Origin of the sequence: Wolbachia endosymbiont (group A) of Cydia amplana (assembly GCF_964028495.1) — a bacterium.
GTDB lineage: Bacteria > Pseudomonadota > Alphaproteobacteria > Rickettsiales > Anaplasmataceae > Wolbachia > Wolbachia pipientis.
On the sequence record NZ_OZ034792.1, the window covers coordinates 913,637 to 927,203 of the forward strand.

Here is a 13,567-nt window from a genome sequence, read left to right on the forward strand (position 1 = left end):
ATCTATACTCCAAATTTAACTCACTAATTTTCTATTTTCAATCCACTTATTAAAATCTTCTTTGCTTACTGCTTCAACAACAATTGGCATAAATCCATGGCCTTGACCACACAATTCGTAGCACTGCCCATAATAAACACCAGGCTTTTTGATATTAAACCACGCCTCATTCAGCCTACCTGGTATCGCATCAATTTTTACACCAAAAGCTGGTACTCCCCAGCTATGTATAACATCTCCTGCTGTAACTTGTAAACGAACGTTAGCATTAACGGGTAAAACGATGTTGTTATCAACAGAGAACAGCTTTAAATCTCCTTCGATAAAGTCTTCTTTTCCCTTAATATAACTATCAAATGACACACCTTGATATTCTGGATATTGGTAACTCCAATACCATTGATGGCCAATAACTTTCAGTGTTATATCAGCTTTCGGTATTTCTTCCTGTAGCTTCAGTAATTTAGCGTTTTCAAAGGCTAATATACCAACAATGATAGTTGGTATAACAAACCAAATAATTTCTAAAGGAACACTATGGGTAGTTTTACTTATGTTTGTTACTTTGCTTTTACGAAAGCGAAACGCTATATAAGCAAGCAGCGCCCACACAAAAAGCATTATTGTAACCATCACAAGCATCACAAACGAATGTGACCTAACTACAGCCTCCATTACTTCAGTTGCAGGAGCAGGAAATCCAAATTGCCAGGAAGTAGGAGCAGAGGCAACAGATATATTTGAGTAAAATATTATCAATAGTGCAAATAACTTCACCATATCTTTTGTTTGCTATAAAACTAAGTGATATACTGTATAATAGTATATATAAACTTACTATGCAAATAGAGATTAGTGATGGTTAATAATTTTTTAGCATTCAACAAGTATAATAGTACAATACTAATTGAGGAAAAAAGCATTTACATAAATCTATTGTAAGTAAAAATATTATAATATTTTAAATTAAGTATTTACTTTAAGTAAATTTTATAATAAGTTTAATAGTGTCTGTTACTGCTAATAACCCTCTAGCCTCACACCTAAAAGCAGTAACAGACACTATTAAACTTTATGACAAGTTTATAATCTGTAAGATCAAAGTCTTACAAGTTTCTTTATTTAATTATACATTGCAGTTTGTTAATTAACTTTTAATGCCTATGGTGGCATTTACAGCTTGGACCAAAGGTTTATGTATTATAGAAAATAATTATAAAAAAAACACACTATTTGTATACCATACAAACTTTTTTTATTCTGCATAGCTGAGTTACTAGATTCTGTAAACGAAATCTTTAGAGAAGCCAAATGGGCAAAGTTTCATGAAGGTCTTTGGCATCTCTTAGCATAGATCCCTTACTTAACCATCATACCGCGATTCATTCGCAGTATCTCAAAGCATAGATCCCGCTAACACGTAGCGGGATGACGATTGTCGTTTAGCCATAAATATTAAGAAATTTACCAAATAAAAAAAAGGCAAAAGAAGCCCTGGGGTTATTATCCGCTTTAAAATATTGGCGTTTTTTATGTTTTAAACGCTTGACAAGCGAGATTAAGCTGCTTTTAATTGCAACTAACTTACGCTGCAAATGTTTAAGAAATTTACTAAGCAGAAAAAAAGACAAAGAATCCCCGAGTTAGCTAGTCTTTTACTATCTCTGTCGAGTATTGGCATTTTTTGATGTCTTGTAACGCTATATAAGCGCGTTTCGGCTTATATAGGTAAAAACCCAGAAATTTTTAAAGACATGCGATGCACGTAGTGCGAAAAATTAAACATGAGACGCCAAATACCCTAAGTTTGACTCGCGACATAATGTTGAACATTTTTTTTTGCATTTCCAGAGCAAGTTCTTGAAACCTAAACATTATATGTACATCATCATGATCAATTCTAATGCATCTAACTAATGCTATGATGACCTTACCCAGAAAAAGTGGAGAGAAAGTTTGGAATGTTTTTTACAAAAAGAATGATGCATCAAATTGTTCTGGAATGCAATAGTTAATAGTGACGTTGTTTGTTATAAAAAATTTCTATGTATTCAAATATTGCAGTTCTAGTTTGTTGAGCAGAGTGTTGTGAAGTATCAATAAGTATTTCTCTTTTCAATGAGCTAAAGAAGCTTTCCACAACAGAATTGTTGTAACAACAACCTTTATGACTCATCTATGTTTTTTATGGATAAGAGATATTGATAACCTTGCGAAGTATATTGTGAACCTTGATCACTATGTAATAGTAGATTTTTGGCAGGTTTACGCTTGTTAACGTCCATTAATAAAGAGTCCATAACCAATTGTTTATTTATTGAACTGCTCATTAACTACCATGCGTGAATATAGATCGATTATTGTTGCCAAATATAGTCATCCTTCTTTGGTTTTTATATAAGTAATCCCATACTTTATTTGGTTGATCGACAATAAAGTTTTGGTCTAATATATTGGGAGCTACTGTCCGTTTGTTGTTTCTTAATTTTAAATTTTCTTCTCAATATAGCCTGAATACCATTTTTCTGCATAATACTTTGCACTGTTTTTAAGTTGCAACTTTTACCCAAAGCCTTTAATTCAGCATGAATTTTAGGAGCTCCATATCTACATTTAGAAGCTTGATATATTTTTTGAATATCTGCTAATAACTCTTTATTTGCTGATTCTCTACTGCTTATTTTCCTTGTAGTCCACTTATAGTAGCCACTAGCAGAAAACCCTACATAATTCCTGCACTTTATAGTGTTTACTATGCTCTTTTATGAAAAAATATTTTACTCTTTTTGACTGGCCAGGGCTTTTTTTAAAATGTCTCTTTCTCTTGTTACTTTTGCTAACTCTTTCTGTAAATCAAATCTCTCTTTGTCATAAGGTGCTACATCTGGAAATGCATTTGCCGCTGACTTTTTTTCGTTATATTTCTTCATCCATTTTCCTAATACACTATCCCTTATTCCTAGATCTCTTGCTACTTTTGCAACTGGTTGACCTACCTTTCTTTGTTCATTTGCCAGCTTAACAGCTTCCAATTTGAATTCTGCCGTATATTCTCTTACCATTTCTAATCCTCCAAAATTTTATTTTACCCGAAAAAACTCTTTTCTTTCTCTCCACTTTTTCTGGGTAAGGTCAAGAAGCCTATTGTCTAATTATGTACCTAAATTTTATTACGGCACTTTCACTACTACTTTAACGAGTGAGCTACCTTTCTATAAAAGACCTATCGACTGTTGCAATTATAGGCGTAAACAAGAATGATAAAAGAGTACGAGATTGAGTAACTATGTACACTTCTGCTGGCATACCAGGGTATAGGTATACGTTTTTAAACTGAGCAAGCTCTGGTTTTGGTATCACTACACGTACTGAATAATAACGCCCTAGCCTTGGATCATCAAGGGCATCGGGAGAAATATTGCTTACTATACCATTAATTAAACTTAAACGACGTGCACTGTAAGCACTTAAACGAACTTTAACCTTTAGCCCTTCTAGCCCATCAATAGAGACTATGTTGCTATCTTTCTTTTGTGCTGACAGTATCTCTTCTATGTTTCTGGTCTGAATTTTAGCATCTATTATTAGGTCATCATCCGATGGCACTACGCTCATGATTGGAACTCCAGATTGTATAACACCACCTTCAGTATGGTATCTTATATCTGTGACTATCCCATCTTGAGGCGATTTAATTATTGTACGTGCTAATGAATCTTCAGCAACCATCAGTCTCTCTTTCAAGTCTGCAATAGACGTACTAACTTCCTTAAGTTCAGCGTTTGCTCTTTCTTGAGAATCATTTCTCACGTTTATAATTTCTAATTCGTTCTCTCCAATTTTTTGCTGCACTTGAGATATTGCAGAACGGTAATGTCCAACTCTGCCTTCAATTTCAGCAAACTGCTTTTCTAAAGCTAAAATGTGTGGTTTGCTTATATGGCCACTATCAAGTAATTGTCTTTTTGTTTCCAACTCCTCAGTTATCAAGTCATATTGCTTATGAGCTGCATTTAGTTGAAAGTTTAGCCCCGCTAATTCATCATTTAACTGCTTTATACGTTGTTGCAGTATGTCTGTTTTTCCCAATATGCTCTTTCTCTGAGAGTTGAACAACTTTACTTGATTCTTTATCGCTTTATTTACAAGTTCATCGTGAGATAATTTTTTAACCTCATCAGGAAACTCGAGCGTGTCCAAATCTACTCTGATTGCAAGAAGCCTTGCTTCTGTTGCTAAAAATGATAAGAGCTTCTCTTTGATGATACTTAAATTCGCCTTCTCGTTAACATCACTCAACAAAACTAGAGGCTCATCTTTTTTAACTGCTTGACCCTCTTTTACTAAAATTTTGCTTATTATTCCTCCGCCCAAGTGTTGAACTATTTTTCTATTTGAAGATACAATAACTTCTCCACTTGCATGCACCGCACCGTCAATTGGAGCTATAGCCGACCAAATACCACCTATCCCAAAAAAGATGAGTATTACTACCAGACCAAAAAATAGTGGTCCCCACGTTACTTTCAGGACTTCATTTACGTTATTACTTTCGCGTTTTAAAATAAAATTTATCACTGCATCAATCAATGCAAACGTCTTATCCAAAAATTTTGGGTACTTCTTCTTTTTATTTTTTGCTCCTTGCATATTTATATTATCACCATGGCCAATCAAGCCTGTCAAAGAAAATCCAGCGCTAAGCTTTTTTAACTTACTTATCATAATACTACTGTGAATTTGTGTTAACTCAAGATAACACACAAAAACAAAGAATCTATAATTTAAGCATTCCATTTAGACTGTAGAGCACCAGAATAAACTATTTAGTAACAATTCCTGCATCAACTATGTTTTTAAAATTTTTTGACGTTTAACTTTATTATAACTTTTTCTTTATTTTGTGAATATCTGAGTTACTTATATTATGTAAGAAATCTATTGCCAACTAGTCAATATTCTGTTAGGAATTAAGATAATATAAAGTTATTATGCTTAAATTGGAAAGCAGAAAGTTCCTGATTACTGGCGCATCAGGCGGAATAGGGCAAGCAATTGTAAAAATTATGCACAAAGCCGGAGCAACTTTATGTATTTCTGGCACAAAAAAAGAAGTGCTCGAAGAAGTTGCTAAACAATATGAAAAAAACATGCATGTACTCCCTTGTGATTTATCAAATGCTGAGGAAGTAAATCAACTAATAAATAGAGCAAGTGAGCTGATGGAAGGCTTTGACGGGCTCGTATGCAATGCGGGTATTACGCGAGACAGTTTATTATTGAGAATGACAGATGAAGCATGGCAGAAAGTAATTGATATTAACTTGAGCTCTACATTTAAGCTGAGTAGAGAAGCATGCAGAAAACTAATTAAGAATAATTGGGGAAGAATTATAAATATTTCCTCAATAATAGGGCTGACAGGAAACGCCGGGCAAGCAAATTATGCGGCGTCTAAAGCTGGAATAATAGCTATGAGCAAATCCATAGCAAAAGAAGTTGCAAGTCGTAATATAACAGTAAATTGTATTGCTCCTGGGTTTATAGATACTAAAATGACTGAAGTTTTAAATGAAGGACAAAAGGGAAAAATATTAGATAATATTCCAATGAAAAGAATGGGAACAGGGGAAGAAATAGCAGCAGGGGTCTTGTTTTTAGCAAGTGATGAAGCAAAATATATAACAGGGCATGTGCTTAACATTAATGGTGGGTTATTTATGTAGCAACACTTATGTATGGACAAATTATAATTTTTACTTTAAAATAAAAATATGTGTAGGTTTAGGTTTGCGTTAATTTATTATTTAGAGGCAAAAAAATGAGCTCTATAATAGGATTTTTTGGTGTTTTGTGTGTAGTATTGCTTTTCTCTTTCTCAGGTTATGCAGATAACCCTGGTGTTGATATGGATGACACAACTAAAGTAATATGCAATATTATTGGTTATGTTTGGGGGATAGGCGGTCCACTTATGACGGTAGTAATAATTGGTGCAGCTTTGCTTGCAATATTTGGCAGGATGCCGTGGCCAGCCCTCTTTGCTCTTGGCATGTTCTGTGGTGTATTTTTTGGCGCTAAAACTATCATAACGAAAATTATGCCCAACGTAAGCGATGAAGCAAAAACTATGTTGGAAAAGTGTGGACAAAAATAATCCAAAAAGTGCAGAAATGCTTTTTTGTTATCCATTAAACCGCTTCATATCTTCAACTTGCAACAAATAAGGGCTATCTTTTGGTAGAGTTTTAACAGCTAACTCAGCGTATTTCATAAATTGCTTTAAATCACCTTCAATACAAGCCTTTTTTGTCAAGGCAAAATAATGCATTGCCGTATCAGCTTCACATTTATATGCAATGCTTAAATATTTCCAGACAAAAGCGTTATTTGGTTCTACATTCAAAATCTGCTCCAGGTAAAAAATCGCCTTTTTTGCATCACCGTGTAATAATAAAGTATGAGATAATGCAAGTTTCACTAAATAACTGTTTTTCTCAGATAAATACCTAAGCGATTCCTCATACATTTTTATTGCTTCACTTAAATTTCCGGCCTTGTATAGCATTTCTGCTTTTAATTCATATAGGTATGGATCACTGTGTGATTCTTGAATCAATGAGTTAACTTTAGCAATAGCCTCTTCTATCTTTCCTTGCCTATAGCAAACTATAGCATTTACATACTCAGAATTATCTTCATATTTATTAGATAACACATGAATAGGAGCAAAGAAAGAGTCTAGCTTTGCAACCACACGCTCAAACTTTAGTAACTTATCCGCAAAAATTGGTTTTACGTTGTTTTTAACCTTATAATTTTGTACAGCAAATATGCGTTTCTCACTAAGTGGGTGAGTGCGGAAATATTCCTCGGTGTTCTCATGCTCAATACTTTTAAAATAATCAAAAATCTCTTTCATACCTGAATTATCATAGCCAGATTCATCAAGATACCTTAAAGCATAGCTATCTGCTACACTTTCTTGCTCTTGAGAATAGTTAAAAAATAGCCTTGAACTAAACGCTACACCACTAAGCAAAATTGCACCAGCAACCTGAGGGTTAATGATAATACTAGAAACTAATCCTACCATATAACTAATCATTGCTATCGATTGAAAATAACCCATAGCACTACTCATTTGCAATATATGACCAGCAGATATGTGAGCAATCTCATGTGCTAATATACCAAGCAGGACATAAGGTTTAGCCGAATATTGTAAAAGTCCTAAATGAATGAAAATACTGTTATTGTTAATTACAAAAGCATTAATCGAATTGTCATTAATTATAAAAACTTTTATTTGCTCATGATCAATATCCGCAGCAGAAAATAAAGGTTGCGCTAGCTCTTTCACTATTGCTTCCACTTCACTATCTCTAATAATGTTAATAGAGTAAGCATTATTACAATATGCAAAAAAGAACAATAAGGTCAAAAACTTAGCAACTCTAAACATGAAAATTCTGTGCTTGTATAATTTATAGAAATCCTATATTTTAACACTTAAATTATACAAATTTATAAACGCTAGTTTAAATTTTTAACGTAACTGATAAGTTTGTCGATGGTAGTTAACTTAATTTTATGTTGTTCAGCAAATTTAAGTAACTGAGGTAAGCGCATCATAGAGCCATCATCATTCACTAATTCACAAATAACTGCTGAATGATCAAACCCTACTAACTTCGCCATTTCAACACTCGCTTCAGTATGACCAGCACGTTGTGCCACCCCACCTTTATGTGCAATTACAGGAAAAACATGACCTGGAGTTATGATGTCATCCTGAGTACCATCCTTGTTGATAGCAGCATGTATAGTTTTCGTTCTATCCTCTGCTGAAACACCGGTTGTAATGCCATAACGTGCATCAATTGATGTAGTAAATGCGGTATGATTTTCACCAATATTTTTCTTTTCCATGAAATTAAGGCCCAACCTTTTCATGTGAAATTTAGTCATTGCTAAGCAAACAACCCCTGTACCGTACCTAACCATAAAAGCCATATGTTCCGGCTTTATTTTCTCAGCTAAGACAATCAAATCGCCTTCATTTTCTCTATTTTCATCATCAACTAAAATGAATAATTTACCGGAACGAGCATCCTCTAATACATCTTCCACAGAAGAAATACCTGGTAGACTCATTGAAGCATAAGTGGCCTGTACCATAATAATTTACTTAAATTCAATCTTAACTATTTTATACAATTTCTCTCCATTTGGCACTGTCACTTCCACATATTCACCGACTTTTTTGCCGATTAAGGCACTCCCAAGTGGTGAACTAGTAGATATTAACTGCTTTGAAACATCAGCTTCATATTCGCCTACAACCTTATAAACATATTCCACTTCACCGTTATTATCACTTAACATGCTTAATGTCACAGTTGCACCAAACATTACTGAATCACCAGACAAATTTTTTACTTCTATTACTTCCGCATGTGAGAGCTTACTTTCTATCTCCATTATACGGCCTTCAATAAAACCTAACCTTTCCCGTGCTGCATGATACTCTGCGTTTTCAGACAAATCACCTTGATCACGAGCATCAGAAATAGCCTGTATCACAGAAGGTTTTTCTTCCTTTAATTTTTCAAGTTCGGCTTGCATATTCTCAAAACCTTCCCTCGTCATAGGAAATTTATTAATAATGGATGAAGCCATAATCACCACCTAAACGCAATTAAATTGAGTAACGAAATTACTCACAATGTTAAAAATATCACCTTTTATATCATCACTCATGTCATTTGACAACTTTTTTAAAACCCCAGGGTGTACAGTATGAAAATAATTAATAAGATCATGTTCAAATTTATTAATGTAACTTATTTGTATTTTACTTAACTGATTATATAGGTTAGAAAAAATATACATCAGCACTACTTGCTCTTCTATTGACATAGGTAAATGTTGTTTTTGCTTTAATAACTCGACAAGATATTTACCCTTATTCAAGGATAATTGAACACTAGCATCAAGATCAGAACCAAATTTTGCAAAATCTTCTAATTCTCTATACTGAGCTAAGCTTAGCTTTATAGAACCAGCAACTTTCTTCACAGACTTTAGTTGTGCAGCAGAACCAACCCGTGAAACTGACAAACCTATATTTACTGCAGGTCGAAATCCTTTATAAAATAATTCAGACTCAAGAAAGATCTGCCCATCGGTAATTGAAATAACATTTGTTGGCACATATGCAGATACATCACCAGCTTGAGTTTCGACAATTGGCAAAGCAGTTAAAGAACCCTGCCCTTTTTTATCAGACATTTTAGCAGCTCTTTCAAGCAAGCGAGAATGTACATAGAATATATCTCCAGGGTAAGCTTCACGACCAGGAGGACGTCTGAGCAATAAAGACATCTGCCTATATGCCACAGCATGCTTAGATAAATCATCATATATAATCAAACAATGCATTCCATTGTCACGGAAAAATTCCCCAATAGTGCAACCAGCATAAGGTGCTAAAAATTGCATAGGCGCGCAGTCAGATGCACTAGCCACAACTACAGTTGTATACTCTAATGCTCCGCTTTCTTTCAGCTTATTTACCACTTTTGCTACTGTTGAAATTTTTTGCCCAATAGCAACATAAACACAGTAAACTTTTTGATTTTCGTTTACCTCATCGTTAATCTTCTTCTGATTGATAATAGTATCAAGCGCAATAGTAGTTTTACCAATTTGTCTATCACCAATAATTAATTCACGCTGCCCTCTACCTATTGGAATTAGCAAATCTATAATTTTAATTCCTGTTTGCAGTGGCTCATGCACAGACTTACGATCAATAATGCCTGGCGCTTTAGATTCTATATCCATTCTGTTTTTGGCTCTAATTTCCCCACCGTCGTCCATAGGATGGCCCAACGCATTTACAACTCTCCCTAACAATTCATGCCCTACAGGCACCTGCACAACATCACCACTACATTTTACAACGTCCCCTTCTTTCACATCACGGTCATTACCAAGCACAACTATTCCAGCCGTATCATGATCTAAATCGAGAACTATTCCTTCTACACCACTTGCAAAAAATACCTTTTCACCGAATTTTGCTTTTTCCAGCCCATAAACCAATGCGATACCATCTGTTACTGAAATTACTTCACCTATATTTTCCCGCTTTATAGGATTATCAAACGTCTCAACCTTTTCTCTTATTATACTTGCTATCTCAGAAACATTCATACTGTTCTTCATACAAAATTCCTTACTTTTAATATTTCCATTTTACTTAAGTCAACTAACCTATCCAAGTAACTTTTTAGCGAAGCATCGATCAAATTAAAACCATACCTAACTACGAAGCCACCTAGTATAGAAGGGTCAACCACATTGCTTACTTTTATTATTTTACCAAGAAAGCTCAAAGATTCAGTAATTATTTTTATATCAGATTCCTTTAAAGTTTCTGCTGACTTTATAGTAATTTCGAATTCATTCTCATTTTCTCTTGCAAGACTTAAGAATTTTTCTAATATAAGGATCAATAAACTAGAGCGTTTATTTGCAAATATAACCATAATAAATTTTACTAAATTCTCACTCAAGTGCTCATTTATAGAAAGCATCACTTCTTTTTTGTGTGCAAAAGAAATCATAGGATGAGATAGGTACACAAAAACATCACGTTGATCCTTAAAAAAAGCCAACAAAAATTCTACTTCTTTCCTTATAATACCTAACCTGCTTCCTGAGACATGAAATAGCACTCTAGCGTAAGATGAAACTAAATTATTGTATTGGGTCTTTTTCATATTAAATCCAGTAAATCTAAATTAATTCAGCTACAAATCTTTCATTCTTCAATCCAAGCATTTTTTATATAAACAGGTCTTCTCTTTAAGGAAAGAAAATATAAATCATATCTGACTGAATAATCTAAAAAACTAAGGTTTTTACTTAAGAAATACTTAGAAGAATTTATAATAGACTGACATTGAAGATGAGATATCGGTATTTCTTTTCCAAGTAAACTTGTTTTAACTTCTATAAAAATCAGCTCCTTTTTTTTAGATACAATTAAGTCAATTTCACCGAACTTACAACGGTAACGGCGTTTTATAACATTATACCATTTCAGTTTTAAATATACTAAAACTAATAACTCGCCAAAGTAACCTACAAAGTAGCGTAACCTACTTACCACAAGAAGAACAATTATGATAACAATTAACTTTGTGTAACTACTTTGCCTCCTTCTTTATTTTTACTATAAACCTTACCTCTTGCTGCAATATCCCTATCAACCAGTTCTATCACTGCCATTGAAGCGCAATCACCCTTTCGAGTGCTAAATTTTATTATTCTAGAATACCCACCTTTACGATCTTGATAACGGCTGGCTAAGACGTTTAATAACTTATCAACTGCTAACTTACTATTATGAAGGCGTGAAAGCAAAAGTCTTCTACCATGTAAAGTATTCTTATTCTTAGCAATTGTAATAAACTTTTCGACATATGGACGAAGTTCCTTAGCTTTTGGTAAAGTAGTTACAATCTGCTCATGGTTAATTAATGAGATAGATAGATTCTTTAACGTCGATAATCTATGTTCAGTACAACGAGATAGTTTACGTTTTTTTATTCCATGTTTCATATATCACCTAATCTTCATCAGTATGTTGTTTAGCCAACTCATCTATATCCTTAGGTGGCCAGTTTAGCACATTCATACCCAAAGACAAGCCAAAATTAGTCAAAACTGCCTTAATCTCATTCAAAGACTTTCTGCCAAAATTAGCAGTTCTTAACATTTCACCTTCTGTCTTTTGCACAAGATCACCTATATAAGTGATGTTTTCGTTTTTCAGACAGTTATGAGACCTGACAGATAATTCCATTTCATCTACCTTACGCAATAAGACAGGGTCATAACCCAAATCTTTAGCACCACTAGACGAAGAAACCTGCGATTTTTTATAACTTACATCAGAACTAATAAAGGGCTGAAGTTGCTCCTGTAATATTCTTGCAGCAGAGTCAACAGCTTGACTCGGAGAAATTGTACCATCAGTTTCAATTGACAATATCAGCTTATCCTTATCAGTCACTTGGCCAACACGACTGTTCTCTACCCTGTACGAAACCCTGTTGACAGGGCTATACAAAGCATTAACTGGAATAAAACCAATTAAATCCTGTTCACTCATAAGCTTCAAAAGTTCATTTTCTTTATATTTAGTTACAGGAAGATAACCTTTTCCGCTAGCCACATATATGGTCATGTTAAGCTCCACATTTTGCCCCAGCGTACATATTAACAAATCTTTATTAACAATAGAGCATTGATCATCAGTTTCTATCATCCCAGCTAATACCTGGCAAGGCCCTTTAGCGTTTAAATTTAAGCATTTATTAGAAGCACCATTTAATTTACACCTCAACATACCCATATTTAATACTATATCAGTTACGTCTTCTCTCACCCCTTGAATTGAAGTGAACTCATGAGTTACACCTTCAATTTTTATTCCATAAACAGCACTACCTTTAAGAGAAGATAACATTACACGTCTTAATGCATTACCTAATGTTAAAGCAAAACCACTTTCCAACGGTTCTAGCACTATATCACTTTTTTCACTTGAATCATCTGATATTACCTTAACTGAACTAGGTTTAATCAATTTATCTAAATTGCTACAGAGAGAAACATCATTATTATAATACATAAAACAACCTTTTCAAATATCCTATACTCTTCTTTTTTTTCTTAACCTGCACCCATTATGAGGAATTGCGGTTTTATCTGCAATTGAAGTCACAGTCAACCCACAGCTCTGAAGTGCTTTAACCGCAGCTTCGGTACCAAAGCCAGGACCGCGAATTATTACAGAGACAACCTTCATACCAAATCTCTCCATTGCGTTCTTCGCAGCAGACTCCGCAGCCTTACCTGCAGCATAAGGTGTGGATTTTCTCGAACCTGAAAAACCACATGCACCCACAGAAGTTTGACATAGCGTATTACCATGAACATCAGTTACATTTACAAAAGTATTATTAAAAGTTGCACGAATATGGACAACACCAGTAATAAACTCCTTCTTACTCTTACTAACCGTTTTGACTTTTTTCATTAAAACTCACAATAATAATAAATTTTATTTTTTCCCAGCAATAGGCAACCGAGATCTACCTTTACGAGTCTTAGCATTAGTATGAGTCCTTTGCCCTCTCACAGGTAAACCTTTTCTATGTCTCACCCCTCTATAGCATCCCATTTCCACTAAAGATTTTATGTTCATAGCCACTTCTTTTCTGAGCTCACCTTCTATAACATAATTTTGTCTAATGAAACCGCTGATCTTTTCTATATCTTCATCTCGTAATTCTGAAACACGTTTGCGCTTATCAACTTCGCAAGCGTGACAAATTACATTCGCAGTAGCAATACCTATACCATATATATAAGTTAATGCAAAAGGAACACATTTCCTCACTGGAATATTTATGCCTGCAATACGTGCCACTGGTACCTCGATACTTTATTAATAACAACTCTTAATTTATACCATAAAACAACTCAG

General features: G+C 34.2%; 17 protein-coding genes. 2 read left to right on the plus strand and 15 right to left on the minus strand.

Annotation, left to right across the window (positions count from 1 at the left end):
- Window positions 1-15: 15 nt before the first annotated feature.
- From coxB to ABWU40_RS04475, 5 genes are all read right to left on the minus strand, one after another.
- A complete protein-coding gene (gene coxB / locus ABWU40_RS04455; RefSeq protein ID WP_015589127.1) occupies window positions 16-780 on the minus strand; it encodes a cytochrome c oxidase subunit II in 765 nt (254 codons plus the stop codon).
- A 1,231-nt stretch (window positions 781-2,011) separates the two neighbouring features.
- Window positions 2,012-2,176 carry an IS3 family transposase gene (locus tag ABWU40_RS04460; protein WP_081600771.1) on the minus strand — a complete coding sequence of 55 codons (165 nt, stop codon included), beginning with the start codon at window positions 2,174-2,176 and terminating at the stop codon, window positions 2,012-2,014.
- Window positions 2,177-2,414: 238 nt separating this feature from the next.
- Entirely contained in the window at window positions 2,415-2,756 is a 342-nt protein-coding gene (locus tag ABWU40_RS04465; RefSeq protein ID WP_095866567.1) for an IS3 family transposase, read from the minus strand.
- A gap of 21 nt (window positions 2,757-2,777) precedes the next feature.
- Entirely contained in the window at window positions 2,778-3,062 is a 285-nt protein-coding gene (locus tag ABWU40_RS04470; RefSeq protein WP_041573518.1) for a transposase, read from the minus strand.
- A gap of 142 nt (window positions 3,063-3,204) precedes the next feature.
- Window positions 3,205-4,725 carry an HlyD family type I secretion periplasmic adaptor subunit gene (locus ABWU40_RS04475; RefSeq protein WP_174516815.1) on the minus strand — a complete coding sequence of 507 codons (1,521 nt, stop codon included), beginning with the start codon at window positions 4,723-4,725 and terminating at the stop codon, window positions 3,205-3,207.
- A gap of 266 nt (window positions 4,726-4,991) precedes the next feature.
- Here ABWU40_RS04475 and fabG point away from each other — a divergent pair, with 266 nt between their 5' ends.
- Window positions 4,992-5,726, plus strand: a complete 735-nt coding sequence (gene fabG / locus ABWU40_RS04480; protein ID WP_015589136.1) for a 3-oxoacyl-[acyl-carrier-protein] reductase — start codon at window positions 4,992-4,994, stop codon at window positions 5,724-5,726.
- A 95-nt stretch (window positions 5,727-5,821) separates the two neighbouring features.
- Entirely contained in the window at window positions 5,822-6,157 is a 336-nt protein-coding gene (locus tag ABWU40_RS04485) for a TrbC/VirB2 family protein (protein ID WP_007550269.1), read from the plus strand.
- 27 nt (window positions 6,158-6,184) lie between these two features.
- On the opposite strand, the gene ABWU40_RS04490 is transcribed toward ABWU40_RS04485, so the two are convergent.
- From ABWU40_RS04490 to rpsM, 10 genes are all read right to left on the minus strand, one after another.
- Window positions 6,185-7,465: a M48 family metalloprotease gene (locus tag ABWU40_RS04490; protein ID WP_012673175.1), complete on the minus strand. Its 1,281-nt coding sequence runs from the start codon at window positions 7,463-7,465 to the stop codon at window positions 6,185-6,187.
- A gap of 71 nt (window positions 7,466-7,536) precedes the next feature.
- Entirely contained in the window at window positions 7,537-8,181 is a 645-nt protein-coding gene (gene ribB / locus ABWU40_RS04495) for a 3,4-dihydroxy-2-butanone-4-phosphate synthase (protein ID WP_007549343.1), read from the minus strand.
- Window positions 8,182-8,187: 6 nt separating this feature from the next.
- Window positions 8,188-8,682 (minus strand): transcription elongation factor GreA, encoded by a 495-nt coding sequence (gene greA / locus ABWU40_RS04500; RefSeq protein WP_007549342.1) that lies wholly within the window; start codon window positions 8,680-8,682, stop codon window positions 8,188-8,190.
- Window positions 8,683-8,691: 9 nt separating this feature from the next.
- Window positions 8,692-10,233: a F0F1 ATP synthase subunit alpha gene (gene atpA / locus ABWU40_RS04505; protein ID WP_012673176.1), complete on the minus strand. Its 1,542-nt coding sequence runs from the start codon at window positions 10,231-10,233 to the stop codon at window positions 8,692-8,694.
- Window positions 10,230-10,790, minus strand: a complete 561-nt coding sequence (gene atpH, locus ABWU40_RS04510; RefSeq protein ID WP_010962742.1) for an ATP synthase F1 subunit delta — start codon at window positions 10,788-10,790, stop codon at window positions 10,230-10,232. The genes atpA and atpH overlap by 4 nt, the downstream gene beginning before the upstream one ends.
- A 41-nt stretch (window positions 10,791-10,831) precedes the next feature.
- Window positions 10,832-11,182, minus strand: a complete 351-nt coding sequence (locus ABWU40_RS04515; RefSeq protein WP_012673177.1) for a YraN family protein — start codon at window positions 11,180-11,182, stop codon at window positions 10,832-10,834.
- Between the two features lie 23 nt (window positions 11,183-11,205).
- Window positions 11,206-11,634 carry a 50S ribosomal protein L17 gene (rplQ, locus tag ABWU40_RS04520; protein WP_007550873.1) on the minus strand — a complete coding sequence of 143 codons (429 nt, stop codon included), beginning with the start codon at window positions 11,632-11,634 and terminating at the stop codon, window positions 11,206-11,208.
- Window positions 11,635-11,641: 7 nt separating this feature from the next.
- Complete coding sequence (locus ABWU40_RS04525; RefSeq protein WP_012673178.1) at window positions 11,642-12,709, minus strand: DNA-directed RNA polymerase subunit alpha; 1,068 nt, start codon at window positions 12,707-12,709, stop codon at window positions 11,642-11,644.
- 21 nt (window positions 12,710-12,730) lie between these two features.
- On the minus strand, window positions 12,731-13,117 hold the full coding sequence (rpsK, locus tag ABWU40_RS04530) for a 30S ribosomal protein S11 (RefSeq protein ID WP_015589137.1): 387 nt from the start codon (window positions 13,115-13,117) through the stop codon (window positions 12,731-12,733).
- 24 nt (window positions 13,118-13,141) lie between these two features.
- A complete protein-coding gene (rpsM, locus tag ABWU40_RS04535) occupies window positions 13,142-13,510 on the minus strand; it encodes a 30S ribosomal protein S13 (RefSeq protein ID WP_010962745.1) in 369 nt (122 codons plus the stop codon).
- Between the last annotated feature and the right edge of the window lie 57 nt (window positions 13,511-13,567).

What these genes read in the sequence shown, in the direction of transcription:
- ABWU40_RS04475 (WP_174516815.1), bottom strand. Translation starts at nt 4,725, where the DNA reads ATGATAAGTAAGTTAAAAAAGCTTAGCGCTGGATTTTCTTTGACAGGC.
- ABWU40_RS04525 (WP_012673178.1), bottom strand. Translation starts at nt 12,709, where the DNA reads ATGTATTATAATAATGATGTTTCTCTCTGTAGCAATTTAGATAAATTG.
- rpsK (WP_015589137.1), bottom strand. Translation starts at nt 13,117, where the DNA reads ATGAAAAAAGTCAAAACGGTTAGTAAGAGTAAGAAGGAGTTTATTACT.
- ABWU40_RS04490 (WP_012673175.1), bottom strand. Translation starts at nt 7,465, where the DNA reads ATGTTTAGAGTTGCTAAGTTTTTGACCTTATTGTTCTTTTTTGCATAT.
- coxB (WP_015589127.1), bottom strand. Translation starts at nt 780, where the DNA reads ATGGTGAAGTTATTTGCACTATTGATAATATTTTACTCAAATATATCT.
- fabG (WP_015589136.1), top strand. Translation starts at nt 4,992, where the DNA reads ATGCTTAAATTGGAAAGCAGAAAGTTCCTGATTACTGGCGCATCAGGC.
- atpA (WP_012673176.1), bottom strand. Translation starts at nt 10,233, where the DNA reads ATGAAGAACAGTATGAATGTTTCTGAGATAGCAAGTATAATAAGAGAA.
- rplQ (WP_007550873.1), bottom strand. Translation starts at nt 11,634, where the DNA reads ATGAAACATGGAATAAAAAAACGTAAACTATCTCGTTGTACTGAACAT.
- greA (WP_007549342.1), bottom strand. Translation starts at nt 8,682, where the DNA reads ATGGCTTCATCCATTATTAATAAATTTCCTATGACGAGGGAAGGTTTT.
- ABWU40_RS04460 (WP_081600771.1), bottom strand. Translation starts at nt 2,176, where the DNA reads ATGAGTCATAAAGGTTGTTGTTACAACAATTCTGTTGTGGAAAGCTTC.
- ABWU40_RS04470 (WP_041573518.1), bottom strand. Translation starts at nt 3,062, where the DNA reads ATGGTAAGAGAATATACGGCAGAATTCAAATTGGAAGCTGTTAAGCTG.
- atpH (WP_010962742.1), bottom strand. Translation starts at nt 10,790, where the DNA reads ATGAAAAAGACCCAATACAATAATTTAGTTTCATCTTACGCTAGAGTG.
- ABWU40_RS04485 (WP_007550269.1), top strand. Translation starts at nt 5,822, where the DNA reads ATGAGCTCTATAATAGGATTTTTTGGTGTTTTGTGTGTAGTATTGCTT.
- ribB (WP_007549343.1), bottom strand. Translation starts at nt 8,181, where the DNA reads ATGGTACAGGCCACTTATGCTTCAATGAGTCTACCAGGTATTTCTTCT.